Origin of the sequence: Alteromonas sp. AMM-1, assembly GCF_047290655.1 — a bacterium.
Classification (GTDB): domain Bacteria; phylum Pseudomonadota; class Gammaproteobacteria; order Enterobacterales; family Alteromonadaceae; genus Alteromonas; species Alteromonas mangrovi.
In genome coordinates this window covers 18,555-44,092 of the sequence record NZ_JBLBUE010000009.1, presented here as the reverse complement: position 1 = coordinate 44,092, position 25,538 = coordinate 18,555, and the positions used below count along the sequence as shown (strand labels likewise).

Here is a 25,538-nt window from a genome sequence, read left to right as displayed (position 1 = left end):
AGGGTTGCGGGCAGGTTTACCTCGCCCGCGATTACATGTCCCACGGGCTAGGGTAGCTTAGCGCTAATTGCAGTGTGCTAAGTGTTGCGCTAGCATCAATTCGTTTTCCTTCTCCCGGGTTTGTTTCATCCGGATTATCACTAAACTCAATATTGTTGAGCCCGCGGCGCAATGCCATTTTAGGGTAGTATATTCCGCGTTTGGGGTGATCATTGCTACACAGGTGCCATATTGGGTTGGTTGGCCTTAACTGTATAAGCGCCTCTATGGCCTGTAACACGTCATCTATATGCACCAGGTTAACTAACTGATTGGCGCCCGTTAATGTGCGCCCTGCAAGGGTGTTAACCGGGTGCCTGTCGGGGCCAACCAATCCGGCTAGCCTCAGTACATAGCTATGTTGCGGGGCGGTGCTCACAAGATGCTGTTCAATCTCAACATGGGCAATCCCTGATGCCGTTGAAGGTGCAACGGCTGAGCTTTCAGTGATCACGCCTTCGCTGTCGCCGTATACCGATGTGGTGCTAATGAATATAACTAAAGCAGGCTTGGCTTTGGTAAACAGCGCGGTGATTAATTCACACATCGAGCGGGTAAAGTCAGAGAGGTCAGGATTGCGTCTGCCGGGCGGAATATTGAGGATCACAATACTGTTATTGGCTGCGTCTGCCAGTGCGTCAGCGGATTGCCCTAATTCGTATTTTAAAGGGCTAATACCTGCTTCAGTGAGTTGCTGTGCTTTGCTTGGATTGCGAGTAGTACCGGTAATGACATAGCGCGATGAAAAGTGCTTTGCGGCGTAGCCACCTAACCAACCACATCCGCACAGCAGGAGCTTGTTTTGCATGATAGAGCCCGTAAATTGATTTTGCATCAGTATACGCGCCTATCACGCAAAAGGGTTGAAATAGCGGGTTTAATACCAATTCGCATAGAAGTTTGCTCACTCAGCAGCACTGGCAGGCTTTTTAGCTAGGCTTGGTTGCACAGGTTTGGTGGTTCCAAATCAAGCAAGCATAACAACGCTAAAAAGTCTGCCAGTGTTGCCCGAAGGGAGTGGCCAAAACGACTTACATCTGTGTTGCGCCCTCTGGACATAGAATGGCTATGCCTCAGAGTGCGCGTCGTGATCTAAGTCGTTTTGACTCACTCTGAGAGGGCAAACTTCTATGCGAATTGGTATAAATTACTTGGCGGTTAAGTAAATCCGTTACTTTTGCATTTTGTAGTCGCGGCTGATTTCCAGCAGATCCAAGCCGTTTAAACCCGGAATATGTTTCTGCATACGAGTTTCGGCATAGTCAGCTTTGGCGAGCACAGTGCACAGCTCGTCGGCTTTTTGTTCAAGGGCTTCGGTTTGTGCGCCAACGCGCTCTTCTATGGTGGCACCAAAGTTTTCCATGCGGCTGGCAAAATCTTCCATATCACCATCTTCAAATAGCATCTGGCGGCCGATAGCCATGAGCATATGTCCCATGGATTTCTCTACCAGGTTTTCCACGCGAGACTCAAACTCGTCTTCCCAGGCATCATCAATCCAATTGTTACCATTCAGGCCCTCAGAATTAAACTGGTAGCTGCCATCTGGGGCGTAAAAACGCGTGTTCAGTTCGGCTTTCAGATCGGTGAAGAATTCGTCAAACTCCTGCACCATTTCATTGTCGGTGCCTAACATTTCCGAAAATACTTCAGTTACCGCAAAGCTGGCAACATGCAGGCCTTCTGTAGCAATTTGCACTGTCATGGGTATGGCAGTTTCAATGCTGGTGTAGTAGTCGCTTACCCAACGTTGTTCGTCATCCGACAACTCCACTTTTTCGCCCTTTATAAACAATTCGTGTTTGGGCGTGATCAGCACAGCATCACCCTCTTGAGTGGTGACTGTGAGTTTTCCGTACTGATAGTTAATTGAGCCATGCAGTTGAGTATTGCACTGGTTGCCTGTCTCTGAATCCTCGTCTGTATGGGCCAGAGCTGGCAGTGTACACAGTGTTGCGGCAAACAAAGTTGAAAGTGCGATTGTTTTCATTGCGATCCTCTTCATGCAATTGGTATAACAGCTGTTACAATAAACAGGCTTTGATATGGGCTTCGCAATAGCCGGGCCAATATTTTTATTTTTTAAATATCAATAATTTACGTTTTTTGTGACGCGGATTGGCGAGCAGTAATCACTATCAATAAGGTGTATTGACTAATTGTTGGTGTTTTTGACCATAATCAATATTCATTGGATTATTGTGATTCCGCATGTTCATTTTTATTTGGTTGGTGCATAATACGCGCAGATTTTGGCTAGGGTACATAAGATTATGAGTGAGTGGATTGATGCACTTTTGTTTGGTGTTGCGTTATTGGCCTTTACCTTAGGTTTAACCAGCATCATTTCTGGCTTCATGAGCAGCAAACAAGGCAGTGAAGCGTTACACGAGAAAATCGAAATGGGCTACCTGGGTGTATCTGGCCTGGTAGTGTCTCTGGTACTGGGTTACCTCATTGTATAACCCCTGTTACCAAGCGAATGTAGTAAAATAAAAAAAGCGCAATCGCGCTTTTTTTATGTCTGTAAATCAGTTTAAGCGAATTGGTATTAGCTGTTCTGATGCGCTATCTGAGTCAGCGCCGACAAATGCGAGTCACGCTGATACGCCCGCAGCTCAAACAACGGCAACATGGCCATGATATGATCAAAAATATCGGCCTGTACTTTTTCGTAGTTTACCCAGGCTTTGTCGCTGCAAAAACAATACACTTCCAGCGGGATCCCCAATTCACTGGGCGGTAACTGGCGTACCATTAATGTCATTTCCTGATTAATTTTAGGGTGTTTGGTAAGGTAAGCCTCAAGGTAGGCGCGGAATGTACCAATATTGGTTAATGCGCGGCGATTCAGCAGGTCATTCTCATCAATGGAGTTATTTTTGTGGTAACGCTGTAACTCCTGAATTTTGCTTTCGATATAGGCCGCGATAAAGCGAATTTTTGCTACCTTTTTGAGACTTTCGTTGTCGTATAATTTTACCGAGTGAATATCGATGTTAATGGCGCGCTTGATACGACGCCCGCCCGATTCCTGCATACCCCGCCAGTTTTTAATGGATTCGTTGGTAAGGTTATAGGTGGGCAGCGTTGAAATGGTATTGTCCCAGTTGCGCACTTTAACGTTAGTCAGGCCCAGCTCAATAATTTCGCCATCTACATTAAACTTATCTATTTGTATCCAGTCGCCATTTTTGAACAAACGGTTCGCGGTGATTTGTATGCCTGACACAAATCCCAAAATGGTATCGCGGAAAATCAACAATAATACCGCCGCAATGGCGGTTAATCCCGAGAGCAGCAGTAATGGGCTGCGATCGACAATTAACGACACACTGAGCAGAATAAACAAAATGGCCAGTAACAGCTTGATAACCTGCACAAACCCGGTGATCGTGGCTTTTTGTGCAAACTCAGTGGTGTTGTACCAGTCTTCTACCGTGTTGAGCAACGCACTGGTAGACACCAGCGCTATCAGCATTAAATACAGCAGGGCCGCTTTCATCACAACCGCATAAAGCAGGCTGTCGTCAGTTAACAAAATAGGGGTGATCAGAAACACCACTAATGCAGGTACCAGATGAATTAAGCGGTTAAAGAAACCGTGCTCGCGAAGGGCGTTATCCCAGTTGGTTTGTGTTTTAGTGATCCAGTGGGTTAATACTGAATGCAGAAACAATCTGCCGCCCAAATGGAATGCAAAGGCGACGACTGCAATAAACGCCAGTGCCAGCGTATTGTATAGTGGGTTGTTTAAAACGATACCGGCATCAAATTCCTGGAGTACCGATAAAAATTGTTCGCGAAACCTGGCGGCGGTCAGCATGGGTATTTATTCTCCTGCCAATAACCTGGTAATAGTGTGATCCTTGCGTTGCCAAACGCTGTTCACCCAGTGTTGAAAGCCGGTTTTAAAAGCCTCGTCGTTGTAGTAATCGCCAATGGCTTCTTCCGGCACATCAATCACGTTTACGTCAATAATAATACGGGTCATCTGGCCCGCTACCATCGACAGCATGGGGTGTTTGCTGTTATCTGGGTACAGTAAGGTTACGTCCAGAATATGCGTGAATAATTCTCCCATGGTAGCCAGGGTAAAGGCAATGCCACCCGCCTTAGGAGGCAGCAGATGGTGGAATGGGCTTTGTTTTGCCGTGTGCTTTTGCGGTGTGAAGCGCGTACCTTCAACAAAGTTGATTACGGTAGTGGGCTGATGGCGAAACTTCTGGCAGGAGCGCTTGGTGGTTTCAATATCTGCGCCGCGCTTTTCCGGATGCTTTTTCAGGTACTGTTGTGAGTACCGCTTCATGAATGGCATTTCTAACGCCCACGCACCCAGGCCTACAAATGGCATCCAAATCAGTTCTTGTTTCAGGAAGAACTTAGGGGCCGGAATGCGAAAACTGGCAAACTCAATTAACAGCACAATATCGAGGTAGCTAAGGTGATTGGCCACAATCAGATACCAGCTTTGCTTACTTAACTGCCCGTGAATGTTGCGCGTAATAGTGATGGGGTTAAACAAACGGATGAGCAGCACACTACACGTACCAAAGCACAACAAAAAGCCATTCATTACCGGAGCCAGTGCACGCTGAATTAACGGGATTGGCAGTAAAAACCTCACCAGTCCAAGGCTAATAATCAGCATGCCCCATAGCGCCAGATTGGCCAGTTGCAGCGGTAAATGGATACAAAATATGAGGGGTGCAAGTAACCGTCTGATCATGGTTTTATACTGCTTTCCAATTTTCTAGTAGGTTGTCTTTGGTTTGCCATTGCTCATTCAGCCATTGCTGAAAACGCGCGCGTTGCTCGGCACTGTCGAAATACTCACTGATATTGATGTGTGCCGGAAACAAGTTTTTAATGGGGGTGACGTTAACGTGTACCCGAATGTCGTTTACTTTACCACTGACAAAGTCCCAAAAGGTAGGAATGCCCTGTGGGTAGTGAATGGTAACGTCAATCAATTTGTGCAACTGGCCACCCATGGCATTCAGCACAAATGCAATGCCGCCTGCTTTGGGTTTCAGCAAATGTTTGAATGGCGATTTCTGACGAGCGTGCTTCTGCGGGGTAAAGCGCGTTCCCTCTACAAAGTTCATCACACTCACTGGTTTCGATTTAAACTTTTCACAGGCCTTTTGGGTGGTTTCCATATCCTTGCCTTTCAGGTGCGGATGTTTAGCCAGAAACGACTTGCTATAACGGCGCATGAACGGAAAATCCAGTGCCCACCAGGCCAGACCTAATACAGGTACCCAAATCAGCTCTTTCTTTAGGAAGAACTTCAGAAACGGCACTTTGTGATTAAAAATGCGCTGAAGTACCAGAATATCTACCCACGACTGGTGATTGGCAATCACCAGAAACCAATCGTTGCGCGATAACTCGCCCTGTTCTGTTACTTCTACAGTGGTGCGGCTGAAAATGCGTTGGTTGAGATTGTTCACACTTATCCATCCCACCGCAAAGGCATCCAGAATGTAAGTTAACACGCGTTGCGTAAAAGGAATGGGGATTAGCTTGAATAAAGCCAGAAAAAGCACGAAGGGCACCCAAAAGCAGGTATTAAGCCCATAAAGCAACGCAGACAGTGCGCCATTAATTGTATGAAGAAAGGTTTTCACAGCAGTCGTCTTACCAGTTGTAAAAGTGCGCACAGTGTAGCGTAAACCGGGCCGAATGCCGACATTTAAAGTAGCGATGTGTGGTGAAAATCACCAAAAATTCACAAACGCACAAATGTGACGATTTTCAATATGGGTATTACTTAATTGTGCTAGGAGATTGCTGCTCCCAACCAGGCTGTTTACCCTCTCTGGCTAATTATTGCTTTTACACCGGAATGAATTATGTCTGACACACACTCATTGGCTGCCAACGCCATTCGCATGTTAACTGTAGATGCCGTGCAACGGGCTAAATCGGGTCACCCGGGGGCGCCCATGGGCATGGCCGATATTGCCACCGTGTTGTGGCAGCAATTTTACCAACACAATCCGGCCAATCCGGGGTGGGTAAACCGCGACCGCTTTGTATTGTCGAATGGTCATGGTTCCATGTTGCAATACGCCCTGCTGCATCTTAGTGGTTATGGAGTAAGCATTGACGATATCAAACAGTTCCGTCAGTTGCATTCTAACACCCCAGGCCACCCGGAATACGGTTATACCCCGGGTGTGGAAACCACTACCGGGCCGCTAGGGGCTGGTATTGCCAATGCGGTTGGGATGGCCATTGCCGAGAAAACCCTGGCGGCCCAATTTAACCGTGCTGAGTTTAGTGTGGTCGATCATTTTACCTATTGTTTCCTGGGCGATGGCTGCTTAATGGAGGGTATTTCCCACGAAGTCTGTTCGCTTGCGGGTACCTTAAAGCTCGGTAAACTCATTGCGTTTTGGGACGATAACGGCATTTCTATTGATGGTCACGTAGAGGGCTGGTTTAGTGATGATACCGTTAAACGTTTCCAGGCCTATGGCTGGCAGGTAATTGCGGATGTGGATGGCCACAACCCTGACGCCATTGCCAATGCCATTTCTCAGGCACAAGCCGAAACAACGCGCCCCACACTGATTTGTTGCAAAACCACTATCGGCTTTGGTTCACCCAATAAGTCGGGTAGCCATGACTGTCATGGTGCACCGCTGGGCGAGGATGAGATTGCGCTGGTACGCAAACAGCTTAACTGGCCTTACGCGCCATTTGACATACCCGAGGGTGTTTACCAGCAATGGGATGCTAAACCTAAAGGGCTGCAACGCGAGGCTGACTGGTTAGCCTTATTTGAGCAATACACTAACACCTATCCAGAGCTCGCCAGTGTGTTCCGTCGCCGGGTAATGGATCGCGAATTACCCGCAGACTTTGCGCAAAAGTCAGCTGAGTATGTAAGTGCTTGCCAACAAAGCGGGGCAGATATAGCCACTCGTAAAGCCTCTCAAAATACAATAGGGCAGTACGCGGCTTTGTTACCTGAGTTGATTGGGGGCTCGGCTGATCTGGCTGGCTCAAATCTGACTCTGTGGCCGGATGCCAGGGGCATTCAGGACGATCCCGCTGGAAACTACATCTTCTATGGTGTGCGTGAATTTGGCATGAGCGCCATAATGAACGGCATAGCACTACACGGCGGCTTTATTCCCTATGGCGGCACGTTTTTAATGTTCATGGAGTACGCTCGCAATGCCGTGAGAATGGCAGCGCTGATGAAAGTACCGAGCATTTTTGTTTATACGCACGACTCCATTGGGCAGGGCGAAGACGGCCCGACGCATCAGCCCATAGAGCAATTGGCAAACCTGCGCATGACACCACAGCTTGAAACCTGGCGCCCATGCGACGCGGCAGAAACGGCGGAAGCCTGGCGCCAGGCCATTATGCGCCAGCAAGGGCCAAGTGCGCTGGTATTTTCCCGTCAGAATACCCAGGCTCAGCAACGCCTGGATGAACAGGTAGCCAGTATTCAAAAGGGGGGCTACGTGCTGGTTGAGCCAGTCACGCAGGCGCAACTGATTATCATTGCCACCGGTTCCGAGGTGTCGCTTGCGGTATCAGCAGCTGCAACATTGGCGGAGCAGGGCGTTGCCGTGCGTGTGGTGTCTATGCCCTGTACCGAACGATTCGATGCACAGGACGCTGGTTACCGTGCATCCGTATTGCCTGCCGGTACGCCAAAGCTGGCGATTGAAGCCGCGCACAAAGATTTCTGGTACAAGTACGTTGGGACAGAAGGTGCCATTATCGGGATGGACCGATTCGGAGAATCTGCACCGGGTGGCGTATTGTTAACTCACTTTGGGTTTACTCCCGACAACGCAGTTAATACGGCACTGGCGTTGTTGGCAAAAACAAGTGGAGCGCAATATGAATAAGTCATCGCACAAGTCACCGAATAAGACACAAGTACACAGCCGGACGTTGGGCCGCACCGGTCTGTCGGTGAGTGAAGTGGGTTTGGGTTGCTGGCAATTGGGCGGCGACTTTGGCCCGGTGTCTGCCGCCACTGCTGAAGCGGTGATTGAACAGGCGGTAAAAGAGGGGATCAATTTTTTTGATACCGCCGATGTGTACGGCAACGGCATCAGCGAGCAATACCTGGGTAGGTTATTGAATAAGCTTGCACCAGAGGCAGTGATAGCCACTAAATACGGACGTGCAGCGGATACCTATCCCGACGGGTATAGCCTAACGGATCTGCGTGACAGTGTGCGTCGAGCACAAGACCGCTTGCAACGTGATTGTATCGATTTATTGCAGCTTCACTGCGTGCCCGAGCAAGTGCTTGCCGCACGGCATATTTTTGACTGGCTTCGCGAAGTTCAGCAGGAAGGCCTGATCAACGCATTTGGTGCCAGTGTGGAAACACACAAAGAAGCAGAGATTTGCCTTGAGCACAGCGATCTGCAATCGCTGCAAATTATCTTTAATCTGTTGCGTCAGCGTCCAATAGAAGCCCTGTTTGATCGGGCTTTAGCCCAGCAGGTAGGCATTATTGTGCGTCTGCCGCTGGCAAGCGGTATGTTAAGTGGCAAGTTCAGCAAAGATACGGCGTTCGCGGCCACAGACCATCGCAATTATAACAAGGACGGCGAAGCGTTCAGCGTGGGTGAAACCTTCAGCGGTATTGCGTTTAACCAGGGGCTTGAAATAGTGGATATTCTGAAGCAGTCAGTGCCGGAAGGGATGACGATGGCGCAATTTGCCATGCGCTGGATATTGGATCACGACGCGGTAACTACCATTATTCCCGGCGCAAGTTCAGCGTTTCAGGTAACGCAAAATGCCAGTGTGAGTCAGTTACCTGTTATCGATAAAACCACTCATCAGCGTTTGTTTGCTTACTACGAATCCACTATTGAGCAGCACATTCGCTGCCCTTTGTAATTTGCCCTTAAAAGCAAAAATTGTAATTTTATCATACATTAAGATACGTCAATTGGCGTGTCTTTGTATTCCCGTCTTTGAACAAATATAGCGTTTTTTTACATTTGGCTTACGTTTTGCCGTAGGCTAATTGTGCCTGTTGGTGGTTGCGGTATCTTGCCTGAATACTTCCCAAGGTGATTCAAATATGAAACAGATGTTCGTTAAACCAACGGCCAATACCGTAAAAAAAGCACTGGTGTGTACTGCTCTGCCCATCGCGCTAGCCCTGACTGGCTGTTCTCAATCTCAATCGCCAGCGAATCAGGCAAAACAAGCCGCGCAACAGCAGCCTGATTACCTGAATACCGCTCTGCCTATGGAAACCCGGGTAAAAGCGCTGGTTGACAGCATGACCTTGGCTGAAAAAATAGCGCAAATGTATAACGATGCCCCAGCCATCGAGCGCCTGGGGGTACCAGCCTACGATTACTGGAATGAAGCTTTGCACGGTGTTGCGCGGGCTGGCGAGGCAACCGTATTTCCTCAGGCGATTGGTATGGCCGCCATGTGGGATCGCGAGTTCCTGAATGACATTGCAACAGTGATTTCCGACGAAGGTCGTGCGAAACATCATGCGTTTAAAGCGCAGGGTATAACGTATCGCTATGCGGGACTGACGTACTGGTCACCGAACATCAATATTTTCCGCGATCCCCGCTGGGGACGCGGTCAGGAAACTTATGGCGAAGATCCGTATTTAACTGGTGAGCTAGGCGTGGCCTTTATCAACGGTCTGCAGGGCGAAGACGATACTTACCTGAAAACCGCCGCTACCGCCAAACACTTTGCAGTGCACAATGGTCCCGAAATTACCCGCCATTCAGACAACTACGTGGTGTCAGATCAGGATCTCTACGAGACCTATTTACCCGCGTTCGAAAAGGCTGTGGTGGATGCCGATGTAGAAGCCGTAATGTGTGCCTACAACCGGGTTAACGGTATGCCAGCCTGTGGCTCAGACATGCTGTTAAAAGACATATTGCGCGGTAAGTTTGCGTTCGACGGCCATGTAATGTCGGATTGCGGTGCCATTGCCGACTTCTACGACCGCACCGCCCATGCGTCTACACGGGCTCCAGCTGCAGCGGCGGCCTGGGCGGTGAACAGCGGTACCGATCTCAACTGCGGGGTAGGTACGCTCAGTAGCTTCGCCAACTTGACCTTCGCAGTGCAAAAAGGGTTTATTGAAGAGTCACTTATCGATCAAGCTGTTACCCGGCTGTTCATGACACGCTTTAAGCTGGGTATGTTCGATCCAGACAGCAGCGTGCCTTATTCGTCTATCCCTATGGAAAGCGTGGGGTCGGCTGAGCATCTGGCGCTCACCCTACAAGCCAGTGAAAAGTCGTTAGTGTTGTTAAAGAACAATGGCGTATTGCCACTTAAACAAGGCATTAAGGTGGCTGTGATTGGCCCCAATGGCGACAATCAGGACGTATTGCTGGGCAACTACAATGGTTTGCCGGTGAATCCGGTAACTGTGTTAGACGGCATTGCAAATAAAGTAGGTAAAGAAAACGTAACCTATGCGCCAGGCAGTGCGCTGATTGCCGATATTTATGGTCATTGGCAAACCCTGGACAGCGACGTGTTGTTCCACCGCGACGCTAATGGCAATTTGCAACCGGGTGCGAAAGTCTCTTATTTTGCCGTTGAGCGTTCAAAGATGACCAACTTTGCACATCCGCATTTCCCTGCCAACATGACCGGTGAGGCCGCAGCAACAGAAACGCTGAACGAATTAACCATTCGCAACATGCACTCGCCGGTAACGGGTAAGATGCTCGACGACTACGGCATGGTTGTTAAAGCCGAGCTGGTGCCTACCACAAGCGATGATTACCTGTTTGATGGCAACGGCACTATTAGCCTGAATGGTAAACCGGTGCAGGGGGCTGTGTCGCTGAAAGCGGGCGAAACCTATGCGCTGGAAATTACCCATGTTTTCGCTACTGATCCAGTATCGAATACCGCCGACAACTTGCTGCAGGAGTGGCAATTACGCTGGGTGAATCAAAGCGCCAAACTGCTGGCTGACGCTAAGCAGGCAGCAGAACAAGCCGATGTAATTGTAATGGCCGTGGGCATTTCGCCGCGTATCGAAGGCGAAGAAATGCCGGTTAAACTGGAAGGCTTCGACTACGGTGATCGTTCAAGCATAGCATTGCCCGCTGAACAGCAGGCACTGATCAAAGCCATGCATAAGCTAGGTAAGCCAGTGGTATTGGTGAACTTCAGTGGCAGTGCCATGGCACTTAACTGGGAAAATGAGCATGTCGATGCCATCGTACAAGCTTTCTATCCCGGAGAAGCAACCGGTACCGCACTTGCTCGTGTGCTGTGGGGTGATGTGAGTCCGTCAGGCCGTTTGCCGGTAACCTTCTACCACAATCTGGATGGCTTTGCGAAGTTTGACGATTACGACATGACAAACCGCACCTACCGTTATTTCAAGGGCGACGTGTTGTATCCGTTCGGCTATGGACTGAGCTATACCGACATGCAGTACAGTGAATTACAGGTCCCGTCAGCGTTGGCGGTGAGCAGTGATTTAACACTGTCAGTAACACTGAAAAATGCAGGCAATTACGATGCTGAACAGGTTACTCAGCTGTACGTGCGTATGCCCGACGCCCCGGTGCGCACGCCCAACGTGAGCCTGAAAGGGTTTACCCGCAGCGCGGTTAAATCCGGCGAACAGGTGTCGGTGCAACTTACTGTACCCGCAGACGAATTGGTTTACATAGATACCAATGGCAACAAAGTGCCTTACAAAGGCAAGCTCGAAGTGTATGTGGGCGATGGTCAGCCAGGCTTTAGCAAAGGCAACAAAATTGCCCACGCTACGGTGATAATAAACTAAATGAACAACTTGCTGAAAAAACCACTGGCGCTTTGCTCGGCGTTGTTGTGGGTAATATCAGGTGTGGCTTTTGCTGCACCTGTGGACACAACTCATGAAAGCGCGGCACCCAAGGAGGGCGCTCCTCAAAGCACTGCACCTAAGGGGATAGCCCACCAGTATCAGAATAGTTTTCTGATTGGCACCGCCATCAAGTCTCGTGACTTGATGGGGGAGCGCCCTGCAACAAGTGCATTATTGTGCCGGGAGTTTAATGCGTTTACGGCTGAAAATGCGATGAAGTGGCAGCACATTCAGCCTGCGCCCGGGCAATTTAATTTTGTCATGGCCGATGAGCTGATTGCCCTTGCTGAGCAATGCAAAGCCAGTGTGATTGGCCATACACTGGTCTGGCATCAGCAAACGCCAGACTGGGTGTTTGAGGATGAGCAGGGTAATCCGGTAAGTCGTGACACATTACTCAATCGTTTACGTGAACATATTCACACACTGGTTGGGCGTTACAAGGGTAAGGTGTACGGATGGGACGTGGTTAATGAAGCCCTGAACGAAGATGGGACATTGCGGGATACGCCGTGGCGGCGAATCATCGGCGACGATTTTTTGGTGTACGCATTTCGCTTTGCCAGGGAAGCCGACCCAGCAGCGCAGTTGTATTACAACGACTTCAACCTGTATAAGCCCGCCAAAGTGGCCGGTGCTGTGAGGCTGGTAAAACAATTGGCAGCCGCGGGTATTAAGGTAGATGCGGTGGGCATGCAGGGCCACTATTCTCTGTTTTATCCATCGCTGGCTGACATTGAGCAGAGTATTCTTTCGCTGAAGCAGGCTGGTGTAGCGGTTGCCATTACCGAATTGGATATATCGGTATTGCCACTGCCAGACGATGCCTTTAACGGTGCAGACATCAGCCAGAGCTTTGCTGCTCACCCGGTATTTGATCCTTATACAAATGGTTTGCCTGCCGCACAGCAACAGCAGCTTGCCAGCTTGTATCAACAACTGTTCACGCTGTTTCTTAAACATGCAGATAGCATTAACAGAGTGACTTTTTGGGGTACCACAGACGCCGACTCATGGCGAAATAACTGGCCCATTCGCGGTCGTACCGATCACCCGCTGTTGTTCGACCGCCATGGTCGCCCGAAACCAGCGTATGACGCGATAACACAGCATATTAAGTAGTAGCCCTCAATTTTCCTATCCCGTCATCCCTGAATCGCGCAGCGATATCAGGGATCTCGCAAGAAAAGAGACTTAGCCAGAACCTGAACTGAATAAAACGAGTAACACCAAATGCCATACATTTTGATAGGCTACAATCAACTTGTTACGGTAAATTATTACAAGTAATGGACAGGTATTTTCTGGATGGAACTATGATCAAAAGCATGTTTATTGTTGTATCTTTATTTCTGATATTGGCATGTTCTGCCACTCCTAACTCAAATTTAAATACAACAGGCATACCGTCACCATCCTACATCACTGAACCCCTTGTAAATGAACCGGATACCGGTTGGGTAGAATTGTTATTCGACATTACGGAAACCGGCACAACTGACAATATTCAGGTTGTTGCCTCTTCAGGTTCAAAGGCATTTGAGCAACAGGCAGTCCTCACCCTATCGAAATGGAAATACCGTTTGAAGATCGAAAACGGGAAGCCGGTCAGGCAAGTTGGGCAATGGGTGCATCTTGAATTTCAATCTGAAGAAGCTGAGAAATAAGGTCGGCGTTTTTGTTTAACGCAGTTTCGTAAAGTAATACTGGCCATGCCGTGGCGGAAATAGCACTAAATTTCAGTACCCGTTTCGACTAAATGGTGCGCTAACAGGGTAGCCATCTGGTGTGGCTATTAAAGATTGCCCGCATGTTGTGATGGTCGATTATAAAGCGTGTGAACAGGTGTTGCTTGCAGCTTCCAAAGGTACCCAAAAACCTGTTAGCATCAGTACTTAAACCTCTACAAGGAAAGAAAGGATGGTAGTTAAATTCTGTTTGGCTGTAGCGTTGGTAATGTATTGTTTAGCCGGACACGCGATAGCAAATTCTATCAGTATTGGGCCGGATAAAGCGACATTGTTAAGCCTGAAGAGCAGGGCCGAACCCTTTGCCAAACATGGCGCAGTATTGCTCAGTCGCCGCAATCAGGTAAATGTAAACGACAAGCTGTTTGAAACAGCGCGCTTTTACCGGGCCATTTATCTCACCAATGAAGAAGCCGTGTCGGATTACTCGAAACTGGTTAATTCTTTTAACGCCTATTATCACAACAGCAAAATTGAGTTTGCCCGGGTAATTACACCGGATGGACAGATATTCGAGATGCAAAAGGATGCAATCTCGGAAGTATCTGCCAACTCCGATGATTACCTTGATGATATGAAGCAAATTGAATTTGCCGTTCCGCAGCTAAAGGTTGGGAATATCATTGAATATCAGATATATGAAGAACAAACCAAGCCGATTGTTGAGGGACAGTGGTATTCATCTGTTGGTTTTCGGTATATCAAATTTTTGCCGCAAAAAAATTGGTTGAGAATTGATCCCATTCTGGAATCGACCAATACACTCACCCTACCGGCCAGTACCCCGTTCTACACCAAGAATCGCAATACTGATATTGCCCCTGTTATCACTAAAAAAGACGGAAATGTTCAGTACGTATGGCAAATGACCGATCTGGATGGAATCGAAGTTGAATCGGGTATGCCGCCCATCGACGACATGCAGCCTGCTGTGTATGTTTCAACGATGAACGATTGGCAAACCATTGATGACTGGTATGCGGACATGTTTACTCCCACACAAGTAAAAGCACAAAATATTACTGAGCTGGCGAGTAAATTGTTTGCGGGTTTAAACAGTGAGCGTGAAAAGGTCAAAGCGGTATTTGAATATGTGCAAAAAAATGTGCGTTATATTGGTGCGCACGTTAACCGCGGCGGTTATCAGCCGCATACCGCTGAAGAAGTACTCAACAATGCTTATGGTGATTGTAAAGACCAAACCACGCTGATTATTGCCTTGCTAAAAGAAGGGGGCGTACAAGCATTCCCTGCGCTGATAAACACGTACAACGGCAACCTGATTTTCGATGATCTGCCGGTTCTTGATTTTAATCACATGATTACTTATGTGGACTCGAAAGACGGTGGCTACTGGCTGGATACCAGTGGGCAAACGGGTACTTTCCCAGGCATTACGGCGCAGTTTGGCGATCGAAACACGTTTGTTGTAGATGGTAAGAAAGGGCGGCTGGTGAAGATTCCGGCGATTCAGCCAGAAGATAACGTAGCTAACGTAAACATCGATTACCGGGTAGAGGATAAGCAAATTGGTATCGATGTGAAAATGGCCTTTAACGGAGACGTAGAAACCAATCTGCGAAATTACTATCAGTATTCTCCAGAGAAGCTGATGGTAATTGAACAGTTACTTTCGCCATTTGCGCATGATAACCGGGTATCTTCTTACGTGGCGTCAGATCCCGCCGATATCTCAACGCCTTTCGTGGTAAGCGGCGAGTTTAATAATCTGCTCACTCTGGGTGATGAGATTGTAAACTTCCACTATTCAATGGGATACAGCCAGATATTGAAGGTATTTACCGGGTTTTCAACCATGGAGCCACCGGCAAGCCGACAACAGGGCTTGCACATTCAGGTGCCTATCACTGTGAACATTGAGTCGGTTTATCCTTCTCCCTGGGATAAGGCCAGGCTGGTTAATCAGAATATGGCGAGGAACTTCCAGAATCCGTATTTTGAAGTCACTCACACAGCTGAAGCCAAAGATGACAAGGTCATCGCTAAAACAACGTTTGTATTATTTGCTCAAACGATTTCTGCGGAAGATTACCCTGATTTTTATGCTGCTATCGACGCATTTCAAAAGCAAAGTGAGAGCATGTTTGTGTTTGAAAAAATCCTGGCTAAACCGTCTGTAAACGATGATGTCAGCCTGGAAGATAAAATAGCCCGGTCCAGAGCAATGCTCGACAATGCTGAATTTGAGCACGCACTGGAGTACATAAAAGCGCTGGCGGCGGGACATCAGGACAACGGCGAAGTGCAGTACCTGTTAGGTATAGTGCAGGGCTTCAATGGCAATGATGAAGCCTCTGATTCAGCCTTTAAACGTGCAGAAGCGCTCGGTTATCAGTATTAAGGACAATACGATGAAGTCTATTCAATTTGTGCTGGTGGCCAGCGTTATGTTACTGAGCGCCTGTTCGTCTACAACACCAGAGGTCAGCTATGTCTCTGCTGAAGAACAGACGTTGCTGCAAAACGTTCAGCAATATCCCAAAGACACCGAGGCGCTGCAGAAACTGGTGGCTTATCAGTTAGCCACGTTTGATGAAGAGCCAGATTTAACCTTGCTTAGTAAGCTGCAGTCTAATCTTAGAAAAGGTCTGCAACTGGCACCAACAGATCGCTATTTTGCCTTTCAGTACTATCGCTTGAACCTTAAAAAGGGCTTTGTTGATAAGCATTATGATCTGGACAAATGGCAGGCATTTTATAAACAACATCCATTCTTAGCGACGCTTGACGTGGCGCCACCGGTGTATGTGCAATTCCTGATTTCTCCACCACAAAGTGATTTGGAGAAAACTAAAATGCTGCAACAGAGCCTGCAGGATAATCCTTTCTTCATCAATGCGTACATCGCGTTGGCGTATCTCTATTACCAGCAGGACAAGCTGGAACTGGCAAATTTTGTTGCTGCAACAGGATTGAAAAGGAACAACGAAGAACCCGAACTCTTGTCTGACTGGGTGCATTATCGCACCAGTTACCTGGAAGCACAGCAGTGCAAAGGCGACATTGGTAATGCCTTCAGTGAGGTGGCCAGTGAAGCCGGTCGCCTCACTAAGCTGGTACCCGACAATGCGCTTTATCAGTCACAACTGGCCGAAGCGTTGCGTTTTCAGGGTAAATATACCCTGGCGACATTTGCCGCCAGCAAAGCTGCCAAGTTAGATGCTACAAACAGCGATTTTTTGTTTGAAATGTACTTCTGGGATCAGAAATTAAATAAGATCCTGAATGATACCGGCTTAGATCCTGACAATGCTAAAGCGGTCATTTTACAGACCAAAATATTTGCCAATATTGCGGTTGGAAACTGGGAGCAAGTAACCCAACTCGCGAACGTTTACCGGGAAAATGATGACTCGAATTTTTATGGTGTTGTATACGGGGCAATGAGTTACTCCATGCTTGGCGATGAGGCTACCCGACAACGTTTGTTGTCTACCATTGAAGATGAATACAAGCTTGATGAGTGGCACATTCATATGCTGGATTTCGCTAAAGGCAAAATAAGCGAAGCGCAACTTCTCGACTACTCCACAGATCGGTGTGAGCAATCTGAGGCGCTGTTTATTGCCGCATTACAGCACTTGGGGAAGCAAGGGCCTGAGGCCGCGGCAACATACTGGCCTCGTATACAAGCGCTGAACATCGCTCAATTTTATGAATTTGCAGTGGCGAATTACCTGATCAAGCATCCGCTGGGGTAATGACCAGGCTGATAGGGTAACGTTGGAGATCCCAGATATCGCTGAGCGATTCTGGGATGACGGCTAGGATGCCGTCCTGGGATCACGGCTACGGTGCTGTTTTGGGATGGCAATCAGGCCGCGTCCAGGGACGACTGTTTAGCCGTGATGCTAGTGGCACAAGTAGGGCAGCCTCTTCGCCGCAGCTATTTCAATTATGTGCTGAATTTATTATCTGAATTTACGCTATGTTACGTGCTAAGTTACAGGCTACATTATTGGCCACTGCCCAATCTTAATCTACATCCCAATCCCGCAATACTGAGACACAAACGCGCCGTGTTCCGGCAGTTGTGCCACGCGCTGACTGATTTCCATCTGGCCTTTTTTGAGTGCCCCGGCTAACTGTTCGTCACTCATCATTTTCGCTGCCGGATGCCAGTTTTGCGGCAATATACCCTGACCCAACATTACCTGAGACCAGGAATCTACCCGAAACAATTCGCTGGCTTTCTGAAAGGCATGGCCGTGCTCTGTGAACAACTCAATACGTTCGGCCAGTGAGTCGGGGATGCGCATGTTTTTACAGGCACGCCAAAACGCCGAGTCTTCGCGCTGGGTTACGTGATAGTGCAACACAATAAAGTCGCGGATACGCTCAAGCTCCGTTTGCGTTTGCGCATTGTATTCGTCCTGCAAATGCTGAGTGTTACCTGAGTAGGGGAACAACTGCATAAGCCGGGTAATGCCCATTACGATCAGGTGAATACTGGTGGATTCCATGGGCTCCACGAAGCCGCTGGACAAGCCAATTGCCACACAGTTTTTATGCCAGGCTTTTAAGCGTCGGCCGGTGGTAAACTGTAATGCGCGTATCTCCTGTAATGGTTTATTGCTTAGTGCTTTGCTGAAGGTGTCACGCGCTGCGTGGTCGTCGAGAAACTGGCTGCTGTACACAAAGCCATTGCCCATGCGATGTTGCAGCGGAATTTCCCAGCGCCAGCCAGCACTGTGGGCACTGGCTACCGTGTAAGGCTTTAGCGGTGGCGTGAGTTCGGTTTGTACTGCCAGTGCGCGGTCGCAAAACAGCCAGTGTGACCAGTCTTCGTAGCCCACGTTCAATGCCTCGCCCATCAGCCGCGAGCGAAAACCGGTGCAATCGATAAACAGATCACCCTGTAAATTGCCCGACTGTGCGAGCTTCAATGCATCAATATTGCCCGTGTCGTTTAGTGTTACCTGCTCTATGGTATCTACTACATGCTTAACGCCTGCCTGCACCGACAAGCGTTTCAAATACGTGGCGTAGGCACCCGCATCTAAGTGATAAGCGTAATTCAGCGGTGCGTTTTGCCCAGAGGTATAAAATTTATTGGCTTTGGCCGCTGCCAGTTCCAGGCAATAGCTGCCGTAATCGGTAGCGATGCCGCGGTCCAGCCCTTCGCGCCAGAAATGAATAAACTCAGCCAGCCAGCTCGATTGACCAGTTTGCCCAAACGAGTGAATGTAGCGTTGGTTGAGCTTGCCAAAACTGGCAAATTCAATACCCAGTTTAAAGGTGGCAGACGTGGCGCGCATGAAGTCGGCTTCGTTAATACCCAATAGCTGATGAAAGACCCGCAATGGCGGAATAGTGGCTTCGCCAACGCCGATGGTGGGAATGTCAGACGATTCAACTAACGTAATCCGGATCAGCGGGCCAAGCTTTTTTACCAGCGCGGCAGCAGTCATCCATCCGGCAGTACCGCCACCGGCTATGACAACATGGGGCTTGGTTGTTTGCGCTGAATGATTCGGCTGTGAATGGCTCATGAGCGGCTGTGCTCCAATGCGTTTTTCATGTCAATTAACCACGACAAATTATGCAGTGAGGATTGAATCGCATACACATAGGCCAGCCAGCCTTTTTGGTGCAGCATGGCAAGTGTGTCAGCGGGTAATGCGGCAAAGGTGTCTTTGCAAATGGTTTCGTGGCCTTGAATTTCCAGTTTATCGCCGTTAGACAAGGTGATGGCCAGATTCACCGGCGTAAGTAAATTCAGGCGGTCCAGCTCGGCATAAAACGCCTTGGCTTCCTGCTGCCCCAAATGCAGACGATTAAGGATAGCCACTATATGCTGCAGGTAATCGCTTTCGCCGCCTTTGGGTAAAAACACCGGTTTACCCGTATCCTTCTCTGTGTCGCTTATTGGGTGGGTTATTCTGGGGTGGTCCATGTCGACGTGAAGCACCGCTTCGCTGGCACCACTTTGCTGTTGATAGCCAATCATGAAGGGCCCTTTGGCCAACAGACCGGGAACGTAGCGGGCCATCCAGCTGCCTGCTACAGGCGGCTGAGGATAGTGTTCGTTTAAATACAGGTTTTCGCCAGCGCAGAGGCCCAGTAGGGCAATGGCCTGTATGCCTTGCTCGGCATGGCGGCGAAATAACACGGGGTATTCTTTGTGCAGCGCGTCAAATTCGGTGGGGAAAACCAGCACACTGCTGATATTGTCGCCAAACGTTGCGCTGTAGTGCGACTGCACACGAAGATCTTTATGGGTAATATTATTAAGTAATTGTAAGGTAGCCATAGTGTGTCCGGGCAGGTGAAAAATAAACAACGAAGCCGGGCAGGTGCCCGGCAACGATGTTACAGCCTACGATATCAGAAGTTATAACGCACACCCAGCTGATAGCGGGCGCCTAAGTCTTCCAGATACCACAGTTGATTGCGGGTACGGCCGTGCTCGCGACGGTTCTCACCGGTAATGTTGATCCCTTCAACAAACACAGTCAGTTGGTCGTTAAACGCGTAACTCACGTTGGCATCGATTTGGGCGTAGCTTTCTACGTACGTTGGGTTATTCGAGCCGCGGTAGTTAATACGGTTCAAATACTCGTCACGCCAGTTATACGCAACCCGCGCCGTCAGGCCATCTTTGTCGTAAATGAACACAAAGTTGGCGGTATCGCTCAAGCCTGCCAGGGCAAACTGCGATACGTTCGGGTTACCTGTGTTGTCGAAACCAATGTCACCGCGAACCAGCGTGTAGTTGGCCTGAATACCAAAGCCTGTTTCGCCAAAGAAGTGCTGTACAGCCAGTTCGGTACCGTACAGTTTGGCTTCTTTGTTGTTCTGGGGCAGGCTGGTACGGAATACCATTTCTGGATCGCCGGCTTCAGGAATAATGTCCCATCCGGGAGTTTCACCCAGTTGCAGCAACTGTTCAGAGGTACCTGTGTAGTCGTCTGCGCCGTTGGGGAATGCCTCGGGGTGTTCAAGCAATACCATCATGGCAAACAATGACGTGTCGTCTACGGCAAAGCCGCGATCTCTCAACGCTTCAGCCGCTGCAATAGCACGAGGGCCATTGGTTTGGTCAAGAATGCCAAAGAACGAGCGATCTTCCTGACCGGTACCAATAAAGTTAGCCACGCGTTTCTCAAAGAAACCCACCGACGCATAGCTGTTTTCGTCGAAGTACCATTCGGCAGATACGTCGAAGTTGTCTGACTCAAGTGGCAGCAGGGCCGGGTTAGACGAGCTTGCCGTTGCGCGGGTGCCGTTGAGTGTTGAACCCGATGTGCCAAAGCCGCTGGGTGAAACGCGCAGGTCACCATAGCCTGCGCGGGCAATGGTTTTGCTGTACGAGAAGCGGGCTTTCACATCGTCGGTTAACATGATGTCAAAGTCGAGGCTGGGCAGCAGGTGGTCGTAATCGGCTTTCACCGACAGCGGAATGGTGTCGGTGCTTGGATCGGTGTACAAGCTAAAGTCGTTGTTGTTTTCCCAAACCAGGTAACTGGGTGGGGTTACCAGTGAGGTTGAGGTTACGTCGGTTTTCTCATAACGCACACCGGCCAGGAAGTTGGCTGGCATACCGCCCATTTCACCGCTCATGCGTACCTGGAAGTAAGCGGCTACCGTGTCTTCTTTCACCACGTCGTTGTTGGAAAATACGCTGCTTACTCCGAAGAAGTTCGCATCGCTTGGATACAGTGCAATCCCTTCACGGGCAAGCGCAACAGGGTCGGCAATAAAACCAATTCCCTGACTTTGGCCAGTGTCGAAGTCGTCAAACATTGCGCCTACATTGATAGGTTGCAGCAGGCCGTCGGAGAATTCGCCTGGGTTAGCAATACCCCAGTTACCCAGCGTCATGTTGTCGCCTGCAGTTTGGCGTGCCACCATTTCCATCGCACGGGTTTCAACACCAAAATCGATGTCGCCATCGTCAAACATCCAGGTGCCGTCGAGTTTGATTTGAGTAATTTCAGTGGCTTGTGATGCATGGCGGAAGCGCAGAATGGATGAACCTACGTCGCCCGCATCAATCATACCGTTGCCATTGCCGCGTGCGCTGTCGTCATACACATTGCGGTAAGTAGGCAGTTTGGTGTCAAACCACCATTCACGCGAGGTAACGGTAGGCGAACCGATACCTACAGCAATTTCTCCCGAGGCTGCGTTATCACTCGGACCACTGGGCAAGCTTTCCATTTTCGAGTTGTGTGCATCCAAAGAGAACTTCAGGCTGTCAGACGCAAAATATTCCAGGTTGATACCCGCAGAATTCAGCGTGTTGGTTTGCTCACGCCATTGTTGCTCATAGCCTTCATCCACGGTGCCGGGGTATGACTCGGCAATGTAGATGGGTGTGGCTACGGGGCCATCGTCAAAAATAACCGAGGTCACGTTTGAACCGTTTTGCACCCAGTTAGTAATTTCACCGCGGTGCTCCTGAATGTCGTTTTCCGCATACAGGTAGTCGAAGGTGGCTACCAGGTTGTCAGACGCTGCGTATTGCAGGGTTAACTGTGCATTAGTACGGGTGCGCTCGGTGTCGGAAAACGCATAGCGCAGGTCGTTAGGGCGGGCGTAAAGCTGACCAACGTCTGGCGCATTCTCATAAATATCACCACTGTTATTGAACAGTGTGTCCGGGTCGTTTGGATCGCCCCACACGCCGATATTCCAGTCGTTTACTGTGGCGCCTACATAGCCTGAGTGACGTTCCTGAATGCTACCGGTTAACGCTACACCAAATTTCGCGTCATCGTCAGTCCAGCTCACTAAACCAGACAGCTCTGGGGTGAGGTCATCGCCTGCGCGATTGGTAGAGTCGTGTACCGCCTTGGCTCCCACTGTTGCACGTACTCCGGGTGTATCCAGCGGTCGCGCCGTTTTAATGTTTACCGTGGCACCAATTCCACCGGTGGCAATGTCGGCCTTACTGGTTTTGTATACCTCAACGCCGCGAATACCTTCAGATGCCAGGTTGGCAAAATCGAATGCACGGGTACTGCCACCACGGGTGGTACCGTCAGCGCCACTGCCACCACCATAAGTTTGGGCGGCTGGCATCATACGGCCGTTCAGCGTGATCATGTTGTTGCTACCGCCGAAACCACGTACGGTAATTTCGTTACCTTCACCGTTTGTGCGGCTTATCGATACACCGGTGATGCGTTGCAGTGATTCGGCCAGGTTGGTATCCGGGAATTTACCAATGTCCTCGGCGGAAATGGCGTCTACAACACCAATGGATTCGCGTTTAATTGAGGCAGCTTCGGCAAGACTCGAGCGCAGGCCGGTAACTTCTATAACTTCAACCGGGTCGGCGGATTGCGCGACCACGGGAAACACAGTGGCCGTACCCAGCAGTACGGAAACTGCTTTGGTGACCATGGATTGTTTAAACTGATGTGGCTTTTTCATCTGTTATGTCCTGTATGGGATTGTGTGTGTGCCATACCTGCCTGCGGTGTCAATTCCCCTGAAGCAATGCAACAAAATAGCCCCGGTACTGACGGATTGAATGTATGTTGCAGGCAATAATCCAAATGCAATACACCTGTATCGCACCTGTTAATGGCTTGTTAACTGTTCCATGCGAGGGGCGTCAGCAGCCATTATTTTTTTTTGTATGACAAGTGCTTTTTTTGAAATGCGGATAGGCCAAATCCTTACTTAAATTGACATTCAATTTATTGATTTTGTTATTTTTGTTGAACTGATTTTATTTGATTACCTGTGCGCGGTTTAGCGCAAAAATGACGTTATAGTGAAGCGTCCGGTATAGGGATTCAGGTCGGGCGTGAAATCGGCGCAGATGTCACCGGAATGCAGTAATGCACAGGGGTAAATTACCGCCCGATTGAATTCGCAGGGTACCTGCACTATGCGGGTAAACAATTCGGTGTCGCCATTGATATAACCCGGCGACACCGGGTGCCTGGCTAATTCAGTATCCAGACTCTGTTGGTAGCGGTTAAGGGATGCCTCGGTAATGGCGATTTGCCCGGTGGGATTGTAGCGGTAAATACTGGTTCCACCATAAACTGGCGAGCACAGGTAATGCACTACTGCGTATTCGTGGGTATAAGGGCGGTCGAAATGCGGTATGGATTGCATTGTGGTTAAGGTGGCTGGAGGTCGGGTTACCATGGCAAAAAAGGCTTCGCCGTCGCTAAGCGTATCGGCAATTTTTAATTTTTTGAACGTAAGATTAATGCTTGCCAATGCATATCGCAGATAGCCGGCAGGCGTTGGCATGCGAAGCCCTGGGTATAGCGCCTCATCCTGAGGAGCTTTGCCGTTGGTTAATGCGTAATCCACTAATTTACGTGGGCCGGGCATAAAGTTGTCTATGATCACAACCTGAAACTGAGTGCCCGGCACGGGTAATGTCGAGATGCTTGTCATGGCTTGGCCGGGCAGGTTTTAGCAATAAACTCTGCATGAGATGGCATGTAATCTACCGACTTTCTCACCACTCGCTGAATGCCTTCCAACCGTTTTGCCAGTTCGTCATCGCCAAATATATCGGCCAGCGCATGATAGCCTTGTGGGCGCAAACCCTGACCATACATGACCTCAAACCAGCTTAAGTCATTGAACAGTTCATTGTTGAAACGGTTAATGCGGCCATTGGCTTTAAACTGATCGATTTTTTCCTGCAGCGTGTCTGGAATTGACATGTTTTTGCAATATCGCCAGAACGGCGTGTCTTCGCGTTCTGTTACGTGATAGTGCAGGATCAGGAAGTCGCGGATACGGGTAAATTCAAAATCCATTTGCGCATTGTATTCGTCAATGTCGCTCTGAGTGGGCGTTTGAAACGGAAAGAAACTAAAGAATTTGGAAATGGCAACCTGCACCAGATGCAGGCTGGTGGACTCCAATGGCTCCATAAAGCCACCGGCTAGCCCAACGGCCAGACAGTTCTTGTGCCAGAACTTGTTGCGCTTGCCGGTAACAAATTTAATTAACCGCGGGTCGGCAAGTAACTCTCCGTCGATATTTTCGCGCAACGTGCGTTCCGCGTCGTGATCGCTCATAAATTCACTGGAGTACACATGGCCGTTGCCTACCCGGTGTTGTAAGGGAATTCGCCATTGCCAGCCGGCTTGCTGAGCTGCCGCACGGGTGAAAGGCCAGGGTTCCTCGGTGAGCGCTGACGGCGCGGCAACGGCGCGATCACAGGGCAGCCAGTGGCGCCAGTCTTCGTAACCAGCCTTCAGTGTTTGTTCAATGAGTAATGCGCGGAAGCCCGAGCAATCAATAAAGAAATCGGCCTGATGTTCCTCGCCGTTTTCTAATACCAATGAGCGAATATCGCCATTAGGGTGTTGCGTAACCTGAGAAACTTTACCCTCGGTGCGCACCACACCATGGCCTTCGGCGCACTCGCGTAAGTATTTCGCATATAGCCCTGCATCGAAGTGAAAGGCGTAGGCGATATTGGACAGCGGCGAGTTACCGGCATCGAACGGTCGCATAAAGCGCTTCTCGTTACAGGCCAGCGATGACAGAGTATATTCGTCCAGTGGCGCGGCTTTGCCTTGTTGGCGCATCTTCAGCCAGTAATGGTAGAAGTGCACGCCTTCCATGTTTTTTCCTACTTCGCCAAACGCGTGGTAGTAGCTGTGACCGACTTTACGCCAGTCTTTAAACTGAATGCCTAATTTAAATGTGCCTTTCGTTCGCTTGATAAAGGTGTCTTCATCGAGCCCGATGAGATCGTTAAACAACATAATTTGCGGTATGGTGGCTTCGCCAACGCCCACAGTGCCGATGTCTTCCGACTCAATAACCTGTATTTCACAGGGGTGATTTTTGAGTATTTTGCCCAGCGCCGCAGCGGTCATCCAACCGGATGAACCACCGCCCAGAATCAGTATTTTTTTGAGTGGTGACTGCATATA

At 49.3% G+C, this 25,538-nt stretch carries 18 protein-coding genes; 8 read left to right on the top strand and 10 right to left on the bottom strand.

All coding sequences use genetic code 11. The features are described 5' to 3' along the window. Positions 1-31 precede the first annotated feature (31 nt). Positions 32-847 (bottom strand): NAD-dependent epimerase/dehydratase family protein, encoded by an 816-nt coding sequence (locus ACLR2L_RS03525; RefSeq protein WP_181405184.1) that lies wholly within the window; start codon positions 845-847, stop codon positions 32-34. A gap of 363 nt (positions 848-1,210) precedes the next feature. Further along, a complete protein-coding gene (locus tag ACLR2L_RS03520; protein ID WP_413365745.1) occupies positions 1,211-2,029 on the bottom strand; it encodes a DUF2884 family protein in 819 nt (272 codons plus the stop codon). A gap of 283 nt (positions 2,030-2,312) precedes the next feature. Here ACLR2L_RS03520 and ACLR2L_RS03515 point away from each other — a divergent pair, with 283 nt between their 5' ends. After that, positions 2,313-2,504, top strand: a complete 192-nt coding sequence (locus ACLR2L_RS03515) for a hypothetical protein (protein ID WP_140959449.1) — start codon at positions 2,313-2,315, stop codon at positions 2,502-2,504. 86 nt (positions 2,505-2,590) lie between these two features. On the opposite strand, the gene ACLR2L_RS03510 is transcribed toward ACLR2L_RS03515, so the two are convergent. Genes ACLR2L_RS03510 through ACLR2L_RS03500 form a run of 3 tightly spaced genes read right to left on the bottom strand, consistent with a single transcriptional unit; the run spans position 2,591 to position 5,672 of the window. Then, on the bottom strand, positions 2,591-3,865 hold the full coding sequence (locus ACLR2L_RS03510; protein ID WP_413365743.1) for a mechanosensitive ion channel family protein: 1,275 nt from the start codon (positions 3,863-3,865) through the stop codon (positions 2,591-2,593). A gap of 6 nt (positions 3,866-3,871) precedes the next feature. Beyond that, positions 3,872-4,768, bottom strand: a complete 897-nt coding sequence (locus tag ACLR2L_RS03505; protein ID WP_140959445.1) for an acyltransferase — start codon at positions 4,766-4,768, stop codon at positions 3,872-3,874. Positions 4,769-4,772: 4 nt separating this feature from the next. Further along, positions 4,773-5,672 (bottom strand): acyltransferase, encoded by a 900-nt coding sequence (locus ACLR2L_RS03500; protein ID WP_140959443.1) that lies wholly within the window; start codon positions 5,670-5,672, stop codon positions 4,773-4,775. Between the two features lie 225 nt (positions 5,673-5,897). On the opposite strand from ACLR2L_RS03500, the gene tkt reads away from it, so the two are divergent. From tkt to ACLR2L_RS03465, 7 genes are all read left to right on the top strand, one after another. After that, the gene (gene tkt / locus ACLR2L_RS03495; RefSeq protein WP_413365740.1) at positions 5,898-7,919 is read left to right on the top strand and encodes a transketolase; all 2,022 of its coding nucleotides are present in this window, start codon (positions 5,898-5,900) and stop codon (positions 7,917-7,919) included. Next, the gene (locus tag ACLR2L_RS03490; RefSeq protein WP_413365738.1) at positions 7,912-8,931 is read left to right on the top strand and encodes an aldo/keto reductase; all 1,020 of its coding nucleotides are present in this window, start codon (positions 7,912-7,914) and stop codon (positions 8,929-8,931) included. The genes tkt and ACLR2L_RS03490 overlap by 8 nt, the downstream gene beginning before the upstream one ends. 187 nt (positions 8,932-9,118) lie before the next feature. Then, the gene (locus tag ACLR2L_RS03485) at positions 9,119-11,836 is read left to right on the top strand and encodes a glycoside hydrolase family 3 C-terminal domain-containing protein (RefSeq protein WP_413365736.1); all 2,718 of its coding nucleotides are present in this window, start codon (positions 9,119-9,121) and stop codon (positions 11,834-11,836) included. Further along, entirely contained in the window at positions 11,837-13,021 is a 1,185-nt protein-coding gene (locus tag ACLR2L_RS03480; RefSeq protein WP_413365734.1) for an endo-1,4-beta-xylanase, read from the top strand. 206 nt (positions 13,022-13,227) lie between these two features. Beyond that, complete coding sequence (locus ACLR2L_RS03475) at positions 13,228-13,566, top strand: energy transducer TonB (protein ID WP_413365732.1); 339 nt, start codon at positions 13,228-13,230, stop codon at positions 13,564-13,566. 253 nt (positions 13,567-13,819) lie between these two features. Further along, the gene (locus ACLR2L_RS03470; RefSeq protein WP_413365730.1) at positions 13,820-16,009 is read left to right on the top strand and encodes a DUF3857 domain-containing transglutaminase family protein; all 2,190 of its coding nucleotides are present in this window, start codon (positions 13,820-13,822) and stop codon (positions 16,007-16,009) included. Between the two features lie 10 nt (positions 16,010-16,019). Further along, positions 16,020-17,369, top strand: a complete 1,350-nt coding sequence (locus tag ACLR2L_RS03465) for a tetratricopeptide repeat protein (protein ID WP_413365728.1) — start codon at positions 16,020-16,022, stop codon at positions 17,367-17,369. Positions 17,370-17,648: 279 nt separating this feature from the next. On the opposite strand, the gene ACLR2L_RS03460 is transcribed toward ACLR2L_RS03465, so the two are convergent. The 5 genes from ACLR2L_RS03460 to ACLR2L_RS03440 form a co-directional block, all read right to left on the bottom strand. After that, positions 17,649-19,160, bottom strand: a complete 1,512-nt coding sequence (locus ACLR2L_RS03460; RefSeq protein WP_413365726.1) for a tryptophan halogenase family protein — start codon at positions 19,158-19,160, stop codon at positions 17,649-17,651. Further along, entirely contained in the window at positions 19,157-19,921 is a 765-nt protein-coding gene (locus ACLR2L_RS03455; RefSeq protein ID WP_413365724.1) for a SapC family protein, read from the bottom strand. The genes ACLR2L_RS03460 and ACLR2L_RS03455 overlap by 4 nt, the downstream gene beginning before the upstream one ends. A gap of 74 nt (positions 19,922-19,995) precedes the next feature. Beyond that, positions 19,996-23,049, bottom strand: coding sequence for a TonB-dependent receptor (locus tag ACLR2L_RS03450; protein ID WP_413365722.1), 3,054 nt, complete (start codon positions 23,047-23,049; stop codon positions 19,996-19,998). Positions 23,050-23,373: 324 nt separating this feature from the next. Continuing rightward, complete coding sequence (locus tag ACLR2L_RS03445; protein ID WP_413365720.1) at positions 23,374-24,036, bottom strand: DUF6445 family protein; 663 nt, start codon at positions 24,034-24,036, stop codon at positions 23,374-23,376. Further along, positions 24,033-25,535 (bottom strand): tryptophan halogenase family protein, encoded by a 1,503-nt coding sequence (locus ACLR2L_RS03440; RefSeq protein WP_413365718.1) that lies wholly within the window; start codon positions 25,533-25,535, stop codon positions 24,033-24,035. Before ACLR2L_RS03440 ends, ACLR2L_RS03445 begins: the two co-directional genes overlap by 4 nt. Positions 25,536-25,538: the final 3 nt, after the last annotated feature.